The organism is Undibacterium sp. Ji22W, from assembly GCF_049340305.1.
Classification (GTDB): domain Bacteria; phylum Pseudomonadota; class Gammaproteobacteria; order Burkholderiales; family Burkholderiaceae_D; genus Undibacterium.
The window spans coordinates 1-23,732 of sequence record NZ_JBMPOU010000001.1 but is presented as its reverse complement, the minus strand read 5'-3'; the positions used below and the strand labels follow the sequence as shown (position 1 = coordinate 23,732).

Annotated in this window: 19 protein-coding genes and 1 tRNA gene; 2 read left to right on the top strand and 18 right to left on the bottom strand. The window is 45.3% G+C overall.

Annotation, left to right across the window (positions count from 1 at the left end; genetic code table 11):
• Positions 1-60: 60 nt before the first annotated feature.
• From ACO0KW_RS00100 to ACO0KW_RS00050, 11 genes are all read right to left on the bottom strand, one after another.
• A tRNA-Lys gene (locus tag ACO0KW_RS00100) sits at positions 61-136 on the bottom strand.
• A gap of 53 nt (positions 137-189) precedes the next feature.
• Entirely contained in the window at positions 190-975 is a 786-nt protein-coding gene (gene ybgF, locus ACO0KW_RS00095) for a tol-pal system protein YbgF (RefSeq protein WP_423049437.1), read from the bottom strand.
• Positions 976-1,077: 102 nt separating this feature from the next.
• Positions 1,078-1,605, bottom strand: coding sequence for a peptidoglycan-associated lipoprotein Pal (pal, locus tag ACO0KW_RS00090; RefSeq protein ID WP_423049435.1), 528 nt, complete (start codon positions 1,603-1,605; stop codon positions 1,078-1,080).
• 76 nt (positions 1,606-1,681) lie between these two features.
• Positions 1,682-2,986: a Tol-Pal system beta propeller repeat protein TolB gene (tolB, locus tag ACO0KW_RS00085; protein WP_423049433.1), complete on the bottom strand. Its 1,305-nt coding sequence runs from the start codon at positions 2,984-2,986 to the stop codon at positions 1,682-1,684.
• Between the two features lie 6 nt (positions 2,987-2,992).
• The gene (locus ACO0KW_RS00080; protein WP_423049431.1) at positions 2,993-3,811 is read right to left on the bottom strand and encodes an energy transducer TonB; all 819 of its coding nucleotides are present in this window, start codon (positions 3,809-3,811) and stop codon (positions 2,993-2,995) included.
• A gap of 186 nt (positions 3,812-3,997) precedes the next feature.
• A complete protein-coding gene (locus tag ACO0KW_RS00075; RefSeq protein ID WP_423049429.1) occupies positions 3,998-8,446 on the bottom strand; it encodes a translocation/assembly module TamB domain-containing protein in 4,449 nt (1,482 codons plus the stop codon).
• Positions 8,447-8,485: 39 nt separating this feature from the next.
• A complete protein-coding gene (locus tag ACO0KW_RS00070) occupies positions 8,486-10,348 on the bottom strand; it encodes an autotransporter assembly complex protein TamA (protein WP_423049428.1) in 1,863 nt (620 codons plus the stop codon).
• Positions 10,349-10,357: 9 nt separating this feature from the next.
• Entirely contained in the window at positions 10,358-10,801 is a 444-nt protein-coding gene (locus ACO0KW_RS00065) for an ExbD/TolR family protein (RefSeq protein ID WP_423049426.1), read from the bottom strand.
• Positions 10,802-10,829: 28 nt separating this feature from the next.
• Entirely contained in the window at positions 10,830-11,525 is a 696-nt protein-coding gene (tolQ, locus tag ACO0KW_RS00060) for a protein TolQ (RefSeq protein ID WP_423049424.1), read from the bottom strand.
• A 173-nt stretch (positions 11,526-11,698) separates the two neighbouring features.
• Positions 11,699-12,121, bottom strand: coding sequence for a tol-pal system-associated acyl-CoA thioesterase (gene ybgC, locus ACO0KW_RS00055; protein ID WP_423049422.1), 423 nt, complete (start codon positions 12,119-12,121; stop codon positions 11,699-11,701).
• 73 nt (positions 12,122-12,194) lie between these two features.
• Positions 12,195-12,941 (bottom strand): SDR family oxidoreductase, encoded by a 747-nt coding sequence (locus tag ACO0KW_RS00050; RefSeq protein ID WP_423049420.1) that lies wholly within the window; start codon positions 12,939-12,941, stop codon positions 12,195-12,197.
• Positions 12,942-13,574: 633 nt separating this feature from the next.
• Here ACO0KW_RS00050 and glyA point away from each other — a divergent pair.
• Together glyA and nrdR are read left to right on the top strand one after the other, a co-directional pair.
• On the top strand, positions 13,575-14,822 hold the full coding sequence (gene glyA / locus ACO0KW_RS00045; protein ID WP_423049418.1) for a serine hydroxymethyltransferase: 1,248 nt from the start codon (positions 13,575-13,577) through the stop codon (positions 14,820-14,822).
• Between the two features lie 203 nt (positions 14,823-15,025).
• On the top strand, positions 15,026-15,478 hold the full coding sequence (gene nrdR, locus ACO0KW_RS00040) for a transcriptional regulator NrdR (protein WP_423049416.1): 453 nt from the start codon (positions 15,026-15,028) through the stop codon (positions 15,476-15,478).
• A gap of 121 nt (positions 15,479-15,599) precedes the next feature.
• Here nrdR and ACO0KW_RS00035 read toward each other — a convergent pair whose 3' ends face one another.
• The 7 genes from ACO0KW_RS00035 to ACO0KW_RS00005 all read right to left on the bottom strand — a co-directional run bounded on the left by ACO0KW_RS00035 (position 15,600) and on the right by ACO0KW_RS00005 (position 23,129).
• Positions 15,600-16,070, bottom strand: a complete 471-nt coding sequence (locus ACO0KW_RS00035) for a type IV pilin protein (protein WP_423049414.1) — start codon at positions 16,068-16,070, stop codon at positions 15,600-15,602.
• 36 nt (positions 16,071-16,106) lie between these two features.
• The gene (locus tag ACO0KW_RS00030; RefSeq protein WP_423049412.1) at positions 16,107-19,682 is read right to left on the bottom strand and encodes a pilus assembly protein; all 3,576 of its coding nucleotides are present in this window, start codon (positions 19,680-19,682) and stop codon (positions 16,107-16,109) included.
• Between the two features lie 33 nt (positions 19,683-19,715).
• Positions 19,716-20,264, bottom strand: coding sequence for a pilus assembly PilX family protein (locus tag ACO0KW_RS00025; RefSeq protein WP_423049410.1), 549 nt, complete (start codon positions 20,262-20,264; stop codon positions 19,716-19,718).
• Positions 20,261-21,214 carry a PilW family protein gene (locus ACO0KW_RS00020; protein WP_423049408.1) on the bottom strand — a complete coding sequence of 318 codons (954 nt, stop codon included), beginning with the start codon at positions 21,212-21,214 and terminating at the stop codon, positions 20,261-20,263. The genes ACO0KW_RS00025 and ACO0KW_RS00020 overlap by 4 nt, the downstream gene beginning before the upstream one ends.
• Positions 21,215-21,249: 35 nt before the next feature.
• On the bottom strand, positions 21,250-21,807 hold the full coding sequence (pilV, locus tag ACO0KW_RS00015) for a type IV pilus modification protein PilV (RefSeq protein WP_423049406.1): 558 nt from the start codon (positions 21,805-21,807) through the stop codon (positions 21,250-21,252).
• 13 nt (positions 21,808-21,820) lie between these two features.
• A complete protein-coding gene (locus ACO0KW_RS00010) occupies positions 21,821-22,399 on the bottom strand; it encodes a GspH/FimT family pseudopilin (protein ID WP_423049404.1) in 579 nt (192 codons plus the stop codon).
• Between the two features lie 145 nt (positions 22,400-22,544).
• Positions 22,545-23,129 carry a GspH/FimT family pseudopilin gene (locus ACO0KW_RS00005; RefSeq protein ID WP_423049402.1) on the bottom strand — a complete coding sequence of 195 codons (585 nt, stop codon included), beginning with the start codon at positions 23,127-23,129 and terminating at the stop codon, positions 22,545-22,547.
• Between the last annotated feature and the right edge of the window lie 603 nt (positions 23,130-23,732).

Genomic DNA, 23,732 nt, shown 5'->3' with positions numbered 1-23,732 from the left:
ACGAAATATCCGGTAAATGAAAAGGACTTAGATTTACACCTAAGTCCTTTACTGTATTCGTGGTAGGCCGTGCGGGATTCGAACCTGCGACCAACGGATTAAAAGTCCGCTGCTCTACCAGCTGAGCTAACGACCCGAAAGAACGAGATTATAGGGCGATTCGCTTAAGCTGTCAATTGCACTGTCCGATTATTTTGTTGAAGGCAAGCGGTTCTTGGCGGCCTGAGCTGCTTCTGTCCCGGGAAACTTGGCAATCAGCGCCGATAAAGTCTTGCGACTTTCCTTTTTGTCTTTCAACTCTAACTGACAGGCAGCGATGTTGAGCATCGCATCTGGCTCTTTTGGGTTGTCGGGATAATTCTTTAAGAGCTTTTCCAACGCCATAATGGTATTTTTACAATCGCGCTGTGCGTAGTAAGAATTGCCCATCCAATACTGAGCCTGACTTGCAAAAATGGACTCAGGATAATTGATCGTAAACCCAGTGAAGGCGGAAGCCGCATTCGCATACTGGCCAGCTTTATACAGGCTCATCGCCGCATCGAAGCTGCGTTGCTCACTTTGTTCTATCGTCACTTCGCGTCCTTCGACCGTGAGCTTCTTGGGCTCCAAGGCGCGAATACGCTTGTCCAGATCGACATAAAAGTCTTGTTGACGTTTCTGCAGATTCGCAAGATCATTCAACAAAACTTCTATCTGACCACGCAGAGCGGAAATTTCTGCTTTCAATTGTTCGTTTTGATTATTCAGTTCCAAGACCGAGGTTTTATCGGCTTTGTCATCGAGCCGGGCCTCCATTTTAGCGGTCAGTGCCGTGATCTTGGCGCGCAAATCAAGAATCGCCTTGCGCGCTTCTTCGTCGTCAAATATGCCTGCAGACGCAATTGCCGGAATCAACATCAAAGCAAATGCCAGTGCTTTTACTTTTTTATGTAAACCTAATACGTTCATAACACTACCTCGATCGAAATTCATAGAATGCTACATCAAAAAAAAACGGACTTTGCAGTATGACACTGCAAAGTCCGCTTTTACTGACCGTTACGCAAAAATAATTACTAAATTATTTTTGATTGATTATTGATAAACGATATCAGAACGGCGATTCTCTGCCCAAGATGCTTCATCGCTACCAGTTGCTTTTGGTTTTTCTTCGCCCAAAGACACGGCTTCAACTTGTGCTTCGGACACACCTAACAGTGCCAATGCTTTACGCACTGCTTCTGCACGTTTTTGACCCAAAGCGATATTGTATTCACGACCACCGCGTTCATCGGTATTACCTTGAACCAAAATCTTACGGCCTTTATTTGCTACCAAATACTTAGCATGTGCTTCCACGATGCCTTTAAATTCTTCTTTAACAACATAGCTATCATAATCAAAATAGATGCTACGTTTTGCTAATGCACCTTGTGTCAAAGGATCAACTTCAGCTGCAACAACAGGCTTCACTTCACGTGTATCTGCTGGTTTTACCGGCTCTGGAGATTTTTCAACGATTTTCGCTGGCTCTTCCAATTTTACTGGTGTGCTGCAAGCACTGATTAAAGCGATACTTGCTAATAAGACCGCAATGGTCTTGGATGCTGATGTCAAACGCATGAAACTCTCCTGTTAGAAATTAAAACTCAAAACCAAAATTAACGCTAAATTGTACTCTAAAACTCGAGGATTTCCACTACTTCATGAAGGGACCCCAAGTCGGCTCGCGGATTTCGCCAGCTTGTATCGTCAGTTTTTGCTTCACTTTCGCGTCTGTTGATGCGATTCCTAAAGTGCCACGACGGCCGGTTTGGGTCGCATACAAAACATAGCGGCCATTTGGTGCAAAGCTCGGTGATTCATCACGATTGGTATCAGATAAACGTAATTCCTGAGCATTATTCAGCAAATCCATTGCGTACACCTGATCACCTCCGTCGCGTCGGGAAATATAAACCATGGTATTTCCGTCCGGTGAAATCCGAGGTGAGATGTTATAACTCCCTTTAAAGGTAATACGCTTGACCTCACTGCCATCGGCATTCATGCGATAAATTTGTGCGCCACCACTACGATCACTGACAAAGTAAATATAACGGCCATCAGGAGAGTATCGTCCCTCGGTGTCGATGCCACCGGAATTACTCAAGCGCTGCGCCTCCGACCCATCCGCATTAATTGAATAAATCTGGGCAATCGCACCTTTGGACAAAGTTACGAGCAACTTACTGCCATCGGGCGACCAGGATGGTGAAGAATTATTTCCTTTGAAGTTCGCGACGGTGGTGCGTTGACCCGTCATTAAATTTTGTACATACACGATAGGCTTCTTCAATTCCATCGACACATACGCGACTTTCATGCCGTCAGGTGACCAAATCGGCGAAATAATCGGCTCTTTTGAGCTAAGTGCAACTTGCACGCCCTCACCATCGGCATCCGAGATTTCCAAACGATATTCGCTACCAGCCTTCGTCACATAAGCAATGCGGGTCGAAAACACACCAGGAATTCCCGTTAACTTTTCATATATATCGTCGGCAATTTTATGTGCAGTCAAGCGGATTTTCGGGCTAGGCGTGTCCATAGAAAAGCCGGATAACATATCGCCTTTCAGCACATCAAAAAGTTTGTAACGCACATCAAAACGTCCCTCGCCGCGCTTTTGTACGCTACCCACCACCAAAGCCGTGGCGCCTTTACCTTTCCAGTTTTCGAAGTCCACTGTCGCAGTCTCCGAAATCGCGCTACCCACATCGATTAAACGAAAATAGCCACTACGATTAAGATCGTCGCGAATAATGCTCGAAACTAACTGCGGTGATATTTCTTCACTCGCAAATGCTGCCACCGCGATTGGAATCTGATTCGATCCTACGCCTGATATTTCAACACGCATCTGCGCTTGCGCTGAATTCACGATCAGTGCAGTCAAAGCAGTCAGCGCTGTCAACGCAAACCAGCCAGAGAACAATGATTTACCTATAGAAGACTTTTTCATGAAACTTTAATCTTTCATTCTATGAACTAAATTGAGACTACTCGGTACTTCACCCGATTTATCACGTGGAAACGGTTGTGATTTTTCAATCGCTTTTTCGACTGCTTCATCAAAAGCCGGTACACCTGAAGACTTGGTTTTCTTGATTGGCCCTTTTAACGAACCGTCAGGAAATAATTGAATCACAAACTCTACGGTAGGATTATTCGAGGAAGTGTCATTCACCACATAAATCGTGTTGGCTTTTATCTTCGCTGCGACCTTCGCATTGTAACTAGGGTCACCACGATTATTTCCAGTAGATTTTAACGCATCGCCCAAACCGCCAGAACCCGACTTCACGACTTGTCCGTTCAATCGACGCATATTCTCTTCGAATATCTTATCTTGCGCGGCTTTTTCTTTTGCCACACGTTTCTTCTCTTCCAACTCTTTTTTCTTAGCCAGATCGAGCTCGATTTTCTTGAGTTCCGCTTTTTTCAATTCTTCCTGTTTTTCTTTTTCTGCTTGCTTACGTTTTTTTTCTTGCGCAATCGCGATCTCGGGGTCTTCTATTTCTATCGGCTTTTCAACTTCTTTAGGTGGCTCAATTACTGGCTTGATCTCTTCTGGCACTTGTACGGGTTCCGGCAAAGGTGCGGCTTCGCGCGTAGTCATATCCCATACTTCTGCTTCAACCGCGGTCGTTTCGCTACTTTGCCACTGCACACCAATCACCAAAAACGCCAACAATAACAAATGCACGAGAGCGGCCAAGGCAATCGATTGCCATTGCAGCCCATCATCTTGCATTTTTACCGCAGCGTTATATGTAAATTCGTTCATTGTTTTTCAAAAACTATTCTTAAATTTTCTGGCAAGCCATTTCCAAGGCGATGCAATGGCAATTCTAGGTTCGGATTATAAACTGTTCAGCCTACCCTACCACCAATGTCGAAGTCACGACATGTCTATATTTTCTTGTTAGTCCAAACTCACGCAGTTTAGTAATTTGCTTTACCCTAATCCGATTTAATTAAAGGAAAAACTATATTTCACATCCATAGAATTATCCGTACCTGATCGTCCAATGAAACGTATGCGACGACTGAGTTGCCAACTCAACTTTAGGGCACCGCTCGCATCCGATACGCCGCGCTCAACTGACAGCACCAAGCCAGGTCTCAGCCGTTTTCCAATACTCACTACTTTATCGTTGGACGATGCGCCGACCGAGGTCGCGCCAGCAACAGTCTGGCTAGGCAATTTAGAAGATCCACCACTTTCTGCCGGGCCGATAGAGAATTCATCAAACCCTAATCCTTGTACTAACTCACGTGGAATATTACGGCTGCCATCACCACCAAAAATCGCTCCTGCCGCAGACAATAACAAGCCTGCATCCGCATTCCCAACCTGATCTGATTCGCGCCCTAAAACCAACCAAGAGATTTTTTCGCTATCTGGGACATTAGGTTCAGAAACCAATCGAACCTGAGGACTTGCAACCGTTCCGGTGACATCGACTCCAGCCTCAACCGGCAAGCCTTTACGCAAAGCGCGTATATTCAAAGCAGGATTGCTTGGCGCACCTTGAAAATTCAAAATGCCACGCTCAATCTCCAACTGTTGCCCATATCCTTCATATTGCCCGCCGTTAGTGACTATTGAACCGCTAGCATGGATCGGAGAACCGTCATTGCTACGCAAACGCAGAGTGCCTGTCAGCGCTGTATCTAGGCCACGCCCAACGAACACAAACTTTGGACCCATATCGATCTGTAAATCCAACTTCGTTTTTAGACCTTTTTTTCCCGCTTCAAGGTCAACGTCTTCGTCTACCAACTTGATACCCTTCGACACAATCACATCGCCAGATAAACTAGGTGGCGGCAATTTCGGCAATTTAAAATAGGCGGCATCTGCGCGCAATTTGCCGATCAAAGCCCATGTACGTTCGACTTGCGTAATATTTGCCTGACCACTGACAACTAACCAACGATCTTTTCTTTGCAATAAAGGGAAATCTTTCCAATTTGCTTGAATCGCACCCGACTGATTGCGCCAATTAACCTCACCTGCCGCGCTAAATTCGCCTTCTCGCCCGCTCCAGTCCAAGTCTTGAAATTGCTCCAATTTGGGGACAAACGCCACTTTATTAGTGAAGCGCAGACGTTCCAATTTCAAAATATCTTGATTCAAGCTTGCGCGCAGTTCGCCGTTCGGGAACAACAATCCTTCGGCTGCAAATGCCAACTCCAATCCATTTCCCACTAAATTTGCCTGATAGGTTGGATGTGAAAACTTACCACCAAATTCCGCATCTAATTTGAGCGCACCTTTGACTGCGATGTCAGCGCTGAACTGCCCAGCTAACCACTGCAATTCCGGCATATTTGCGTGGAGCTCACCTTTTAAGGGTGCTTCAGAGTTGAAGGTCCATTTATCATTCACGCGCTTAATTTGTGTATTCAGATTCGCTCGCCATTCGCCCATTCTGCTACCAAATCCAGACATCTGGATTTTGACCTGCTCGGCGTCGCTACCTGCAATCAAACCGCCAGCTTGCAGTTGCAATGTCGCCTCACTTAAGCCTAAAGCCATGGGATGTCCGGTACCATCCGCATCCTGCACCGACAAATCGCCACTTTGCCGAATGATATTCACTGCTCCGCGGACATTATCTTTTAGCTGCAAATCCCAATGCATACCAATACGTAAATCCCCTTGCATATTTTCTTGCGTTTTAATCAGTTTTAGTACATCCATCACAGGAAATTCATCCAGCTTGCCTTTGGTGATTAAGGATTGCGGTGTCCACTCAAGCTGTTCCAAAGCCAATTTACCGAATCCACCAGCGAAGCGTGCAGCACCGACGCTAACTTTTTGACCACTGAGATCAATCTGCAGTGGTGTCTGCAAGATCAGATCATCTTGTGGCATATGCGAGGCGACTTTGGCACCAATTCCGCGCAATTTCAATTGCTCTATACGTCCGCTCCAGCCATTCGTTTCGAGCGCCGCCACCGTTTTTTTCAATCCAGCCGGCACATTCTTAGCAATCGTCCATCCACCCTGAGCTAGCAAAGATAATTGTTGTGTCTTATCAATTTGCAGAGCTAAATCGATCTTATGACTACTACGCGTACCCTGTACCGACAACTGCAAATTCTCAAGTAAAGTTTTGCGTTTTTCGATCGGCAATTGTTGTCCTGACGGCGAATCCTTACCTGAATTGAAGCTCTTAGTTTGAGATGACGCATTCAACGCGATACTGGTTGACTTCAGTTGACTGGCACTGAGTTGCAGCAAAATCGGATCTTGCGGATTCATTCCCATCTGAAAATCCGCATCCAATTGCCCGATCGCCAAACCACGCGCAGAACGCAAATCGTCAGCATGGAATATCAACTTAGCGGAAGGCGCATCAAGTTTTCCGCTGAGTGTAAGGTTAGCATTCGCTTTACCTGCAAGAGGAAATCCTGTCAAAGCATCAAATGAAGTCAAGTCATCCGCTTGCAGATTCAGGAGCAACTGATTTGGCACTGCGCCTAGCGCACCGTTCGCTTGCAATTTGTTTGCACCCCATTGGAGTTCAAATTGATCAAGCTTCAATAGCGAGGCCGGCTGCCAATCAGCAGCGCCACTAGCGGAGATTTTCTGACCAGCCAATTCGCCAGTTAAGCTTGGCAATTGCATTTGAATACTGATCTGCGGCGTTAAGCTACCGGTCACATGGATTTCGCCATCTAGCTTTCCAGCTGGTGCTGCCCACCAATGAGCAGGATTAAATTGAACCAATTTTGCCTGCAATTTAAAAGGCCTGTTCCCCTCGAAATTCATTTCTCCAGCGCCGCTCAAACGTGCCTGATCAGCCTGTAACTCAAAACGTTTAAACTGCAACAATCCGCTATCACCACGCGCATTCAGCAAAAAACTGGCATCCGCGTTCAAACTCGCTCGCGGATCATTCAATTGCGCTTGAAAATCTAAACGGCTATCTCCCTTGGACTGCAATTGCACCGCCCCCCCAATTCGACTTTGACGCAAACGGCTATCAAATTGCGCTAGATCAAGATCTTTCAGCGTCAACTGCGAATCGATTAAAGGTAGCAACGCAGGGCGAAATTGCACAGTCGTATCGGCCTGAATACTTCCAGCCTTTAATTCGATCTTTGTTTTATTTAGACTTAGATGTTGACCCTGCCATTGAATTTTTGATTCAAGCAGTTTCAACGGCAATCCGTGCTGATCTATCGTTTGCACCACAGAATTTCGTAGCGTGATTTGCCCGATCAAACTCCAAGGGTCAATTGGATTGGTGGCGCTGCCATTTTTAGAGGGTGCCTTATTGTTAGTTTTTTTGTCAACCTTATTGTCAGCCTTATTGTCAGCCTTATTGTCAGCCTTATTGTCAGCCTTATTGTCAGCCTTATTGTCAGCCTTATTGTCAGCCTTATTGTCAGCCTTATTGTCAGCTTTTACCGATACCTTTTTATTTTCTGGCTTGACCTGTCCCGAGCTGCCTGGCAAATTCGGTTGAAGGTCGAGTGCAATGTCGAGCATCGCATTCGGCGCCGCGGGATTAATCCATTGTGGATTCAATTTCTGTATGCTCAGTTTTGCGGCTTGTAAGGGATGTAGTGCGAATGGTGCCAATTTCAGTTGCAAATCAGCGTTCACTTGTTGCTTCGGGTCGGCCAGTAAACCATTATCAGTTTTCTGTACTGATTTAGCTTGCAGTAATAAGTCTTGCAAACTTCCGTTCAATTTCCCTTGCAGTAAAACTTGGGGAAGATCGTGAGTGGGCTGACCGGAATACACAAAATCACCATCAATTACAAAAGGGCGGTCGGTTTGCGCTTTGCCTTGCAAATGCAAACCACCCCAATCCGAATTGAGCTGCAACGATATCTGATGCATATCAGAATTTGCCTTCGCCTTCGCAACGATGCCGGTCAATGTAAGTGGCGTAAGCTCCTGATGATCGGCAGCCAATTGGCTGAAAATCAATCTTCCGAGAGCCAGATGCTGTACATTGATCGCGAGCGGCAAATGCAGACTTGCGGGCAATACAGGCGCCGTGTCGCTAGGGACGCTAGCGATACGCACGGTGCTTGCTGACAAGCTGATGATCTCCAGCCTCCCGCTCCACAAAGCCCACGGCTCCCAACTCAACTGCAAACCACTGATCACTAACTTATGTTGAGTGTCACGATAGGCCACTTCATCAATACTCAGTTGATCCGCCAATCGACCATCCACCTGACTAAACTGCAACCGGCCACTACTTAAATTTTGTACAGTTTGAAATAGAAACCGGCTTCCTGAATTGCTTTGAAATATCCACGTCACACCCAACAAAATCACAAATACGATCCCCAACACGACCCACAGCACGGTTCGTCCGAACTTAGCGGCAGGCTTGGAAGCAGGCAACTGCGAATCTACGTGTTGCGATGATTGGTTTTGATCGGACATCCTGGGCATCAGAGAATCAGAGATAAATAGTTCGTTGGATTAAAATGCAATAGCAATTGAAAAGTCTAACCGAAACCTTTTAACTTGCTTGCCATAGGCTAAATCCAGGGCTATCGGACCTGCTGGTGTTTTGATCCGGGCGCCAATACCTAAGCCTTGTTTGACTTTAAATTCGCCCCAGTTGCGCGCTGCGTCACCGGCATCAACGAACGCTGCGACACCTAGGGTATCAGTACGCCAATGCACATATTCAAGACTGGAGGCAGCCATGATGCGTCCGCCAGTGGTTGCTTGTCCATTAGCCACGCCTAGACTTTGATAGGCATAACCACGCACCGATGTGCTTCCTCCAGTACGAAATAAATAATCTTCAGGAATACCGTCGACGCTAGTGCTAAATACCTTACCAAATTCGGTGCGAAACAGAAGACCATCGCGTGCCGCAACGGGTAACCAATACTGATACTTGCCCACCATACGCACAAAGCGCTGATCAGAAATCAGCGCCTTATCAGACACGGCAAAATCTAACTGCGCACGTTGACCACGACGCGGAGAAAACACATCATCGACATCACGCCATGTCCAACCTACGCTAGCAACTAGCGCCCGACTATGGCGCTCTGTTTCGCTAGAAGTATTTTCATTTTGCACGACTTTTTCCTGGGTATAATTTAATCCCAGACGCTGCTCCACCATGCCATTAGTAATACTGCGCTTCACACCCAAGGCCGAGCGCGTTTTTAGTAGGCCGGCTAGGTTGGAACGATCAAATAAAACGCCAAAAGAATCTAGTCGATTGTTATCATTAGGTGGCAGATATACATCCGCGTAGGAGAGTTGACGCTTTTGTTCTAGTCGCACAGCGGAACGCAAATCCCAGACCCGATCCAAAAAATTCCTATCACGATAGCTGACTTCGGTACGCAAACCGGTACTGGAACTGACACCCGTACCAAAGCCTAAATCGCGAGTTTGCCGCTCGACCAGCGACACTTCGATTGGCAATGCGTCTGCTTTCGTACTATCAGTATCGATATTAAAAGCGACGGTTGAAAAGTACGCAGAGTTTTGCAAAGCGCGCTGAAATTCCACTAAGCGTGTGCTAGAGTAAGGCTCACCTTTTTTGGGGGGATGAAAGCGATCAATCAACCACAAGGGATAACGTTCTAAACCGGTCACCAACAAATCACCGATCACAAAGGCGGCTCCGCTATCGACATCAATTTCCAAAGTCGCGGCGTGGCTATCGGCATCAATATTGGCGCGACTATCTACCAAAGTGGCGCCCGCATAACGATACGCCCGGAGCTTTTCCATCAACATGGTTTTAGCATGGCTCCAATCATCCTGGCGAAAAGCCTGAGCTTGCTCCAGGCTCCATTCCTTCATCAAACTATCTCGCCGTTTAATCGCTTCGGTATCGCCGCCCTCGGCCGCAGTTTGCAGCTCACCGGTAAAATTAATACTCACTGATTTGATCGTTGTACGCGCGCTGGGATCAACTTTTATATCAATGCGGGTACCGTCACTACTTTTATCAAATTCAACTTGCGCAGAAAAATACCCTTCGGTAGCTAAAATTTCGGCAATGTCTCGCTGGAGTTTACGTAACAAGCCGGGAGTTGGAATCTGTGCTTCCGCACTGGATGATAATACTGGCACATGTTCATTGAGCAAATTAGCAAGTGGCTTACTCAATTCGCCCAAGTAAAATCTGGCGAAAATACCATCTGCTTGCTGTGCAGGCATCACTGCCGGGGGGCTTAAGAGCGCTGGGGTCGCAGGTTCCGCAGAGTTAATCTGCTGTGCCTGCACCTCTCGCATTCCATAAGCAGCCAGCAATAATGCCGCTGCGCTGAAGGCTAAGGACGTAGCTGCTCGCGATATATATTGACCCATGCTAATACACTACTTAGTAGCGAGCCCCACACGTTGAATTCCTAATTTCTTAGCTTCAGAAATCACTTGAATGACTTCATCATATTTGATGTCTTTATCACCGGAAACCAGCACAGATAATTCTGGCTTGGCCTCATGATATTCCTTCAATTTGCGCAGCAATTGTTTGCGATCAAGTGCGCTCTCTTTGCCCTCTTGCTTGCTATTACCATTGGTACTGCCACGCGTGGTGATGCTAATCGTCGCAGAAGTATCTGGGCTTAAAGTGATCTCGATAAAATCGGATGGCGGTTTCGTCGACTGTCCAGCAGTTGGCAAATTGATGACATTAGGATTTGTCATCGGTGCTACCACCATAAAAATCACCAGCAATACCAACATCACATCGATGTAGGGAACCACATTGATTTCAGCCTTAAATTTGCGTTTACGTTCGCCACGAAGAGAACTCATGTTTGCGCTATCAGCTTATTCTTGTAGTTCAACGTGATTGTCTTTGCAGAATATTCGAAAATTCTTCGATAAAAGTTTCGAAGCGAATCGCCAGGCGATCGATATCGTGCGAGTAACGATTGTAGGCTAAGACCGCTGGAATCGCCGCAAACAAACCAATCGCCGTCGCAATCAGAGCCTCGGCGATCCCCGGCGCAACCGCACTCAAAGTTGCTTGTTGCACATTCGCCAGACCGCGGAAGGAATTCATAATTCCCCATACTGTTCCCAATAAACCAATGTAAGGAGAAACAGAGCCTACCGATGCCAGAAAAGACAAGTGCGACTCTAAGTGATCCATTTCTCGTTGGTAGGAGGCGCGCATCGCACGCCTTGCTCCATCAAGCATCGCGGAAGCATCAAGGTTTGCCTTATTGGCCGCTTTCACTTTGTGATATTCGTTCATACCGGCTTCAAAGATACGTTCCAAAGCGCCTGTTTTATCACGGCTGCCGCGGTGATTAGCGGTGGCTTGTTGATAAAGCTCAACCAGATTGCCACCACCCCAAAATTGTCTTTCGAATTGTTCAGTCTGTGTCCGTGCTTTTTTGATAGCGAACATTTTACTGAAAATATAGTTCCAGCTCGTCAGCGAAACCAGCAACAAAATCACCATCACAATTTGTACTAGTGGTGATGCATTCAAAATCAGTGCGGAGAAGGAAAGATCGTGAGTAACTGTCATGATTAATTGGATAGAAAACTAAAACTCAGAGAATGCAAAAAAGTCGGCACTCACGTCAAATACCATTGGCCGTTTTTTTGCTAATTTTTACTGCCTGTTCTTCAGCACGCATTTCCTGTACTCCATTGGCGAAATTATTCATACGGAGCACAAACATGCTTTGCACAAACAACTCAATTCATTGGAGTTAAAAATAATGCCGGGTTAATTAACTGCAATACCGGTCTCGGAATTGGCATCGAACGCCATTGCGTACGATCAACACTACAAATCGTCACCTTAGCACTGGTCAACAAGCGTTCTGCGCAGCGCACCTCTTGCGAAAAAACAATCGATGCGCGACCTGTTTTTTCGACCTGCACTGTCACGATAAGTTCATCATCCAGTCGTGCTGACGCATGATACTCGACCGCGGTCGATTTGACGACAAACACTGAATTAAATTCTTGTGCCATTTGGTTTTGATTCACGCCAATTGCACGTAACCACTCAGTACGCGCACGCTCAAAAAATTTCAGGTAGTTCGCATAAAATACGATGCCGCCTGCATCAGTGTCTTCATAATATACCCGCACCGGCCAACTAAAAATCTGCATTCTTACCTATCTCTCTTACTGTTCTGTATTGCTGGAAGTCAAATTTATTGGGACGCAATTATTGCAACTCGATTCAATTGCGCTGTATCGCCAAGGGCCCAAATCCCTGGCACATCGGCATCATCTCGATATAATTGATATTCACGTGCGCTGGCAAAGTGGCGATCCAGTAGGCAGTTTCTGCAATATCTTCCGCCGTCAACGGTTGCGTGCCCTGATAAACCTTCGCGGCGGCCGCATCATCGCCTTTCAGACGCACATTTGAGAATTCCGTACCGCCGCACAAACCAGGCGCAATATTCGTAGCGCGTACGCCTGTGCCGATCAAATCCGCACGTAAGTTCAAAGTGAACTGGTCAACAAAAGCTTTGGTCGCTCCATAGACATTGCCGCCCGGATATGCAGTTGAACCCGCGATTGAACCAATATTGAGAATGACACCATTTTGCCGGGCGATGAAATGCGGCAACAAAGCATGGGTCATGCGTACCAAGCCTTTATTATTGGTATCAATCATCGTTTCCCAATCATCCAAATTCGCACTCTGTGCTGGAGCAACTCCTAATGCCAAACCAGCATTGTTGACCAATACGTCAATATCGCGCCACTCGGAAGGCAGGCTCTCGATCATCGCAGCGATCGAGAGTTTGTCGGAAACGTCTAATACCACGGCATGTAAGGCACTTCCCAATTCCGATTGTAATTGTTGCAAGCGATCGATACGACGCGCAGCTGCAATCACACGATGTCCAGCTTGGACAAATTTACGCGCCATCGCTTCACCAAAACCTGAACTTGCTCCTGTGATAAGAACTAGCATTTTCCCCTGCCTTCAATATTTATTGATAAAAGCGGCATTTTAAAGGTTTTTAATAGGTGAGACTTTGAGATACACCGACAAAAGACAAATCCTCCCATCTAATTTGGCGGAAACCGCCCGTGCAGCCTAAATTTAATAATATTTTTATCACGTTTAATGTCACTTCAGTTTTAACCGTCTTCAGAATTTCTGCAAATTGAATGATCTCTTATGCGTCGCCTTATGCATAAAAATTCGGGCTTAGCCGGCTGACAGACCAGAATAAGCAATTTTTACAAACAAAAATCGAAAACTATTCATGCTGAGCCTCCCCCTATTTTCACTCGGTTCAAAAGCTGTGTTTACCTTTACATAACTTGCCGAAACACCCCTCTTGACGTAAAATTCGGGCACCATTTTGTCTCACGCAACTGGCGAAAATGCCGCAATTTTTTATCCAAAGATTGTCGGCAGAAGATGGAGTTCCATCGTGAAGCGTGAGATCTGCAGAGTCAAAGATGTCGATTCTGGCCGTACGCATGGGTATCCCGATGGTAAAAGTGATTGAGACTTGTATCCACAAGTTGGAGCATTTTTACAGATCAGTCCCAATTAAATTTTTTCATTTTTTACGCTTTTTTCTACAGGAAACCCATGTTCTCCAAGAATCATACTCTCGCTAATATCGATCCAGAATTGCTCGCCGCGATTCAAGCCGAAAATGTCCGTCAACAAGAACACATCGAGTTGATCGCCTCTGAAAACTATACTTCACCAGCAGTCATGGAAGCACAAGGCTCCCAATTGACTAACAAGTATGCTGAAGGCTATCCAGGCAAACGTTACTACGGTGGTTGCGAACACGTAGACGTGGTTGAACAGTTAGCGATCGACCGTTTGAAACACATTTTCGGCGCTGAAGCCGCAAACGTACAACCGAACTCAGGTTCACAAGCGAATCAGGGTGTGTTCTTCGCGGTATTAAAACCAGGCGATACCATCATGGGTATGTCATTGGCTGAAGGTGGTCACTTGACTCACGGTATGCCACTAAATATGTCCGGCAAATGGTTCAACGTAGTTTCTTATGGCTTGAACGAAAAAGAAGAAATCGACTACGAAGCAATGGAACGTCTGGCACGTGAAAGCAAACCAAAACTAATTATCGCTGGGGCTTCTGCTTACTCTTTGCGAATTGATTTCGAACGTTTCTCTAAAATTGCCAAAGAAGTTGGCGCTTATTTCATGGTCGACATGGCGCACTACGCTGGTTTGATAGCTGCTGGTGTTTATCCTAATCCCGTGCCTTTCGCTGACTTCGTGACTTCAACGACGCACAAATCATTGCGCGGTCCACGTGGCGGCATCATTTTGATGAAAGCAGAATACGAAAAAATCATTAATTCTGCGATTTTCCCAGGCTTGCAAGGTGGACCTTTGATGCACGTCATCGCTGGTAAAGCCGTCGCTTTCAAAGAAGCATTGAATCCAGAATTCAAAACTTACCAAGAACAAGTTGTAAAAAATGCTGACGCGCTCGCAAAAACATTAATCGAACGTGGTTTGCGTATTATCTCTGGGCGTACAGAGTCACATGTGATGCTGGTTGATTTGCGTTCTAAAAACATCACTGGCAAGGCAGCTGAAGCAGTGCTCGGTTCTGCCCACATCACATGTAACAAGAACTCTATTCCAAATGATCCTGAAAAACCGTTCGTCACTTCTGGTATCCGTTTAGGCAGTCCGGCATTGACTACACGTGGCTTCAAAGAAGCAGAAGCCATCAAGATTGGTCATTTGGTCGCAGATGTCTTAGATCACCCAAATGATCCAGCAACGATAGAACGCGTGAAAGCAGAAGTAAAGAAATTGACTGACGCCTTCCCTGTCTACGGTAACTAAAAACCTGAAAAGCCACTCCTTTGAGTGGCTTTTTTATGGGGCATTGGCACTAGCAGTAAGGAGAGCAAGACGCATTAACTCACCACCTCAGGCAGCGATTCAATATCTCAGTTGCTACTAACAAAAAAGAATCTCAAAGATCAAGAACATAAGACACCACTGATGCATACCAAGAAAAATCAGAAATTGGCAGGAGAACTTTCATGAAATGTCCATACTGTCATCATGGCGACACGCAAGTTATCGATACCAGAATTTCAGAAGAAGGCGATACGATACGCCGCCGGCGCCGTTGTGCAAGCTGTGACAAGCGCTTTACGACTTACGAGCGAATTGAATTAGCCATGCCTGTCATTGTCAAAAAGAATGGTAGTCGCTCCGAATACGAATCCTCCAAATTGCGAGCTAGCCTGATGCTAGCATTACGAAAGCGTCCAGTCTCTGCTGAGGCGGTTGATACTGCTATTCAACGCATCGAAGAAAAATTATTGGCGAGCGGCGAACGTGAAGTAGTGTCGGGACACTTAGGGGAACTTGTGATGCGCGAACTTAAACGCCTAGACAAAATCGCTTATATTCGATTCGCCTCTGTTTACAAAAGTTTTGAAGACGTGTCCGAGTTTGTCGAGGCGATTCAGGAGGTTAAAAAAAAATAGCGAGCAACTTAATAATTTGCTCGCTAATTGGTCGCCAAAATAATTACCCGCTACTTACTGCTTACTTCTTACTGCTTAGTTGCATTAATACGCCGAAAATTTAATGGCACACCTTGCAATTCTACTTAGACCAACAGGACTCAGTTGTCACTCCAGAACCTAAGGTACCAGAGGTGCCTTTTTGGCCCAGTTGATTGTAAGTGAAGGTCGCGCAAGCATCGGCAGCCATCTTATTCGCTGGAACTGCCTCGATAGAAAAAGTTGTTGCTGATCTTGCTGGCAAAGCACTAAATGCAATGTTGTAATTTATTTTTGATCCCGTAGCACCTCTCGGCGAAACTAAATTCGGCAAAACAGGTGCTGTCGGAGCCGCTCCTGAAGTTTGCAAGTACGAGTTATTTTCAGTAAAAAAACGCTCCATGAACTGCGCATTTTCCAATATCAATGCACGCACTTCTGCTCGACTACTTCTACGCACATTTTCACGGTAACTTGGATAGGCGACAGCACTAATGATCGCAACTATTACCAAAGATATCATCAACTCAATTAGCGTAAAACCACGCATATTAAATTCTTTACGTACTATCATATGTGACCTTTTCTATAAATTTATCGGTGGTTGAGATTATTGACGGCCAATCAGCTGTCGCCATAAGCGCACCGTCGGAATCCCATCAGACAAAGTCCTGTTTTCACCACCAGTTGGAACTGTTCCTGTTCTCGCGTCGGCTTGGAAAATTTTCACTTTACGATTGCCAAGACGAATGATGGTTGTACCGAAAGTCGCACTTGTTTGACGTCCACTCACCATCGTATCTGAACTATTAACTATCCCATCACCGTTTGTGTCAATGGACTTGTAACCCAAGGCTCCACCATTTACTGGGCTGATCTGCAAGGTCGTCGATAACGCGTCAATGACACACAAATCAGCACTATTACCTGGTACAAGGGTAGTGAAAATTACTTGATCCTCGAAGATAATAGGGTCATTCACAATTCGCTCCCCACTCTTTATTTTCAAAGTAATATACCAACCACGTTTTGAAGTCCAGTCTACGACATTTTTGGACACTGAATAGAAGTTAGCGCTTGCAGATAATGTCTGTTCAACCAATTGTGATTGCGTTACCTGGCTTGAGGTTGTTTTATCCCAGATACCATACAAAGTTTCTTTATCTGTTGTCGCAGCATCAGTATCCTCATAGATCTTGCCAGATCCAAATACAACCATATAGCCACCATCCGGATGTGGATACAACTGTGGTTGCGTTGTAATTGGTTGTTTTCTGCCGCTGTCAACTGCGGTAAATAGTGGTAACCCACTCAATGCCACTGCTGGTGTTGTCGTCAAAGATGGTACCGTACCCGTGGTAACAAAATCGAATTTCCACATGTTCCCTTGACGGTCTCCTGCATAGACTGCTTTGATCGTAGAGTCAGCATTCAATAACAACTTTGGAGTTGCCAACCCATTTGGGACAGAGACACTGCCGACTCCGGTATCGAGCTTTCTAATGACATTGCCAGTTTTCAAATCAACAATATATAAGACTGCTTTTTGGTTCGTGCTTTCAAATCCGTTTCCGAATATTGCGACCCAACGACCGTCACGCATAACCCCTATTTGGGCAACGCCAATTGTGTACCCCAAGTCATTGTCGGCACCGCGAGTCGTGGCACTGTATTCCCACATCACTTTTGTGTTATCAAAACTCGTTGGGTCAGTAACATCCATCGCAAAAACCGATCTACCGCCAGCACCAGTTGTACCGACCAAAATGCTACGCCAAGGTGTAGGATCGGCAGCGATCGCGGCATCCGCAATCATTGGTGTACCATCAACATAAAATCGATGGACGTAATTGGGTTTTGCCAATTCTGGAAGGCCTGGGATAATGGCATTTGGTATGTAGGCGAATCTTTCACTACCTCCGGTAGAAGTATCAGTCGCGTCAAACGCGTGCAACATACCATCATTGCTGCCAACATAAACTGTCGCTGCACGTGTTTTCTTAGTAGTCAAGAATTGATTGTAACTACCTTTCCCCCGAATATCGCTTGGCAAGAAAATATAACCACCATCTTTGCCTTCTTTCACATATTGTGGATCTGAGTTAACCAAATCTCCTAACAAAACTTTTCTTGCACGAAAAGGTTTAGATTCCAGAGTTTTGTCGCCCTTTAAATAGTCGAGAACTTTACTGCCGCTCACGGTAAATGCTGGCGCGTAAGCAGCTGCTGCTGTGTCAAAAATGCCTTGATCTGAAGACCTTAAATTTGAATAACTAAAATCGATACCACCGGTACCCGTCAAATTCGATGTCACAATTTTACGTGATGCAGGAACCGGAATTTTTGTGTCCGTATCCCAATCATTTGGCGTCTTGATATTTCCTGTGATCTCATCTACAGACTTTTGCTCCAGCCTTCCAGACCAGTCAGCGGTTTGATAGGTAGACGTATACAATTTCAAACCTATATCTAAGGTATTTTTGGACGTTGCAACCGCTGCAGCGTCACCAGAACGGGCAGCAATTTCATTCAATGCGCTATTTAATGCATCGGAAAATTCTTGCGGATTACCAGCGTTAAAATATTTTCCACGTGAATTCAAAGCTGCATGCCACAAATCATCAACTTGATAATCATTTGCAGTAGCTGCGGGCCAATTCTTGGTTCCAGCTTTCAAGGCGGGCAAATCAGCGACCGGATCCAAAGTGCCTGAAACCCCAAGCCCAACCGTATACTGAACGAGATGCTGCCAAAAAGCAGGGTCAGTCCCATCTCTCGATGGAGGAACGTTTTTCTTAGCCTGCCCCCAATCCGGACGTAAATCATTCACCCAGTAATACATAGCGATATCCGCTAAAGTGTCTGTTGTTGCATCCTTGTACGGCGGCGCCGCAGTATATTGATAAACAGCACCCTCTGAGCTTGTTTTCGATGTGCCATTTTTGGCATCCCAATCACCCGTTCTGCCAGAACCCGCGCCATTACCATTCCAATATCCATCGGTCATCAAGATATTATAATTTTGTCGACAACTTAACTGATCAGTGGTGAAGCCAAGGTTATATTTTGTTTGCCATGGGCCTGTAATCGTCGTATTCATAAAGTACTGCCCGATATCATCAACAGCTTGGCGTAAAGGTGTACCAGCCGCTGGCACTTTGCGTTGGTAAAGCGTGTTGAGGAAATTTTGCTTATTTGTGACCGCAAAATCATCCGAAACGTTGGTGACCTTTGTGCCTGTTGTATTAATGGTGCCAAAGCCAACCCTTAAGGTTGCAGCTTGATTAGCGAACGCACGTCCACTACCAGCTCTGGCACTCAAAATACGCGAACGGTAGTATTGAAACCAGTTTGCAAAATTGATGATTTCTTCCGCATAGGTACATGTACTTAATGCACAGTCTGACCGTGTTGACGCTTTCGCAGGAAATGCTGTCCCAAGTTTGATTTCGACCCTACTAAAACAACTCAATTGACTAGTTGTGCAAGTACCCAGATTGCTTGGATTGTATTGAAAATAAGTGGCAGGATAAAAAGTCGTCTTCGACGCACCATTTACGGTCCAAGTTGGCGTCGTTGTCACGTTATTTGCTGCATCAGTCAACCACGTATTTGAGTGTAAAGTCCGGCTTTGCTCTATTGTTAAATTCAAAGTTGCAGTACTCATACCCGATACGATCACGGGATTATATTTTGCCGCCGTTGGATCTGCATTAGGCAATTTACTGCCGTACGGGTTAGTGGTAGAAATCGAAGCAGGATCAACCCATGGATCATAGCGCACGTTTGGATCATAGTAGACTTTGTTCACGGCAGGCGAACGCCAGCGCGCAACAGTGATATTGTCTGAGAATCCAACGACTGCTTGGTTATTTGTTGAATAATTCCCAGCACCACTCACATTATAAACATCGGCTGGCGATGGAAAAACTCTGGTCACCCAACAGTTGCTACCACAATAGGTGAACATGTCAACGCGACTACCGTCGAGACTAGAATTTCCGGTTGGTGTTAGCTCTTCCGGCATAGCCTCAAACATCATCGAACCGGAATCATCCAAGGTATAAAATACATTGGGCGGAACATTAGCTTTTACCAAAGGTGGCAAATTTGAAATCGCCGCAATTGAAGTCAGAGGCAACAACACTTGTGCCAAAATCAGCGCGCGAACTACCATATTGGTCATGGGGGATTTTTTAGTAAGCATAATAAACCTCAATTAATTATTGCCACAACGAATGACTTCTTGCAGCCACACTTTTGCTGTATCCACACTTCCAACCCCACGTGCGGTAATAACATAAGGATAAAAATCCTTACCGCGATCATTTGGTATTTCCCAGCGTTCAATCATGCATCGCGGTTGTTCGACAACATTAGAAATCTGATTTACACCCGCCAGCTTAATGGCTGGAAATTCACCGCCATCGGTCCAATTCGCAGCTTTAGACCACTCATCAGGGAAATTTTTTGTCACATCAGTAATGTCCGATTCTTTCTTCGATGGGATTACCTGAACTGTAGCTCCCGTGCGTAATTGACACATCTGAAGTGACCCGACCGCCAACACTAAATTGCTCTCACAAAATCGCAGAGCTTTCTCCGCAGCCTGAAACGCTAGATCTTGAGCGCGTAGATTACCCGTCACTTTTTCATCTAAGGTAGCTTTTTTTATAGCGGTCACCGCGAGCATAGTCATAATAATCAAAAAGATCATACTCACAACAAGCACGAAGCCGTTTTGTCGATGCTTGAAAACACGTTTCATGTTGCCCCCACTGAGCGATTACGGATTGCTACCGTTGTTGAAAAAACGCCACGCAAGCGCTTATCTGTAGCAACAACCTGATTATCATTGCAGTCACGATATGACTGCTTTGCCGTAGCAATATTATCGTTTGCAGAGCGTACAACGATACAAATTCGCACCGAGACTACATTTTCCCAATCACCTGCCGTCACCATATCCGCGGTTAGAAACCGATTAACATTCTGCACAGTAGCGCTTCCCACTGTTGACAATCCATAAGTAATTTTCATGGTTTCAACATTTTCAGCAATAGGTTGTGCTGCATTCACAAGATTGGTACCGGGCGGAGTCGTACCATTACCCCGACAATACAATTCTGGATTTCCTGTGGCCGCATTATTTTGGACATAAAACCGATTTTCAATCAAATAGTAGGCAGCCGCACCTGGGCGCCCTTTCTCTTCGGGGATAGCCGGGGATAGGATAATGGTAGCGCCTAGGCAGTCTGTAGGAACTGCACCACCTGTTGCAACTATGTTTTGATCCACCACATATCTGACGAGAAAAGCATCGGACGAGGTTCCTGCCGCACAAGCCAATGCAGATACATCTGCTGCCGTATTTGAGAAACCACCTGCACATCCACGAATTGCATTGACCGATGATCCAGTACGTCGATCCGAATAGCTAGTGTATGTTGCCGGGTAATTTTTATTGAAATTTGCCGGATTGGGATCATTGTCGGCAGTGTATTTCTCGTTCGAGGTTAAAATTGTCCCATAACCAGCCATGCGCACATGAAAAGCCATCAGACTCAACGCTAACCGACCTTCTTCATCCAAGCGAGTTTTATCATCATTGGCTCGAAATGTTTGGCGATTCCCTACAAACAAGGACGATATCGCGATCAAGATCACCATTCCTATCGTCAACGCAATCATAATCTCAACCAGGGAGCGTCCCTGCATCCGCAATATTGCTTGCGATATTTTTCGGTTTTGCTTCATATCGAAAATCTCAGATTAAAACAACGAACACCAGCAGGAGCTTTTGCTACCGCCGGGCAATTGGCATCCAATGTCGAAAAACTTGGTTCTTTCCACATTACCGTCACGTCAAAAGTTGAACCAACCCCGCCTGCTACTGGCACTATTACACCCGCTCCACCAATCAATCGACGCTGCAACGAGCGCAACCACTCCTGAAGGTCGTTGGCAGCAACCTGATTGGTGTCACAAATCGACGAATTGCAGTTATTTGGAGGAGCATGAGTCGCCGCCGAACTTGTTGCATATTCATCATTAAATGTATATTTAAGTTCATTCGCTGTCCTATCAGCCGCGATATTGGTGGGCACATTACTGATGACCCAATTACTTCGCATGCGTTCACCAAGATCATAAGCAGCTTGTGTTGCTTCTGAACGTTGACTTGCAGTTTTTTGAAATTTCATCGCGTTGATTTGGAGACTTGCTAATCCAAGCAAGCCAATCGCCATAACTAAAATAGAAACCATGATCTCTATCAAGGTAGCCCCTTTTTCACGCTTTAGAAGCAACATAAATTTCTCCTCACTATGCACAACTTGGTGCATTACCTACCCGAGCACGCCCACCAATCGCGATACAAACGGCGCGATCCAAAGTAGAAAATCCGGTAGGCGCACTAATTTGATAATTCACAGCAGTAAAAGTTTGACCAGTCACACCAAAGCTAATGAACTCAATCGCATTACTTGGGACAATGGAACCTTCTTTGAAATTAGCCAACATTCGACCTTGTACACGAATTAAGGTATCTCCAGCATCAAATAAACCGTTGGCATTTACATCTGCGAACATCAACCAACCACTTCCCCAACCTACCGTGCTACCGGCAACGCTAGGAGATGGGTCGCAAGTTGCTACTGCAGAATCGGCGTTAGCGCTTTTGCATACAGAAACGGTGATTCCTCTCTTTAATGCTTCAGATCTAGCGAGCATCAAGTTACTGTGCAAATCTGAAGCCATACTAGAAATTCGGTTTGACATAATCAAATTCCGATACGAAGGTATTGCGATTCCCGCTAGAACTCCCGCAATCGCAATAACGACCATTAGCTCCACTAAAGTGACACCGCTTTGCCAACCGTTTTGTTGATTCATTCTGTACATTTTCCACTCCTAGTATGCCTGTGAGTATAACGTCGAGATGCTCATATGCAACTCATTTCTGACGGGCGGCGAAGATGTGTGGATATGAGGTTTGATCACCTCAAATATGTATTATTGAAAACAAGAAATTAAAAAAATCAACACGTTATTTGGGACTGCAAGCAATTTTATCAACACGAGCTCGTCCTCCCGAGGCTATACAAATAAAGCGTCCTAGGTCCGGGTCCTTCAATTCTGGTGAATTAGCAATAGCAAACTGAATGTAATTCCCATACACCTGGCCAAAACTGTTGAATTTAATTTGTTTGCGATTAGGTGTTGGGACAATCGAGCCATCTTTGCTCGACGAAAAGAGCTTTTCTTGAACCCTAAGAATAGTATCAGTTTCAGATAGTTTTCCGTCACCATCTCCATCATGAAAAATAATCCACCCATCCCCCCAACTAGAATTACTAGATGGATCAGTGCCACCAGAGTCACACATTGGATGTGTAGTAGACGCTGAAATGCTACGGCAAACAATGATGTTTCCACCGCGCTTCAATGCCTCGGACCTAGCATAAAGCAAGGCAGCATGTAATTCACTGGTCGCCACCGTAATCCGCGCATCAAAAATCAAACGAGAATATGAAACGGTTGCAAATTTAAGAAGAATTCCCATGATTAGAAGTCCAATCAAGAGCTCTATTAAGGTAGTACCAGCAAATTTGGTTCTTCTTTCATACAACATTATCTACTCCAAATAGTTCGATTCAATAAAATACTAAAATACTAAAAAAACAATATATATTATCATCCATATTGAACTCATTGATATTTCAAAATTGTATTGCAAATAAAATGTCGCAAAATATTAACAATTTACTGATACGTCTAGATTTAACAGTTGATTTTTTAAATGAAGGAAGTAAGAAGCAATTTTCGCATTCGAAATGAAATGAAAATCAACCTTCGAAATAAGATGTGCAGGTAAAGCGGAGAACAGGATCAGGGGAGGTTGATGGGAGAAGTATTTGGGAAATTTAGGATGAACTGAAGGAATTATTCTTCAGAAATAGGCGAGGATGTTATTAGCCGAATTGGGACGTATTGGGCCTTTGAATTTTAGGGCTTTTGAATGATTATTTGGGCGTCGAATTTCAGAAATGCTGTACCAGGTATGCCTAGCCCCGAGGGAAGACATTGAGGGGATTATGGTAGGACTGTAAAAGCAAAAGCCCCTGATTCACTGGGAATCAGGGGCTATGCGGAATAAAAGCCTGACGATGACCTACTTTCACACTGGTTGCAGCACTATCATCGGCGCAAAGTCGTTTCACGGTCCTGTTCGGGA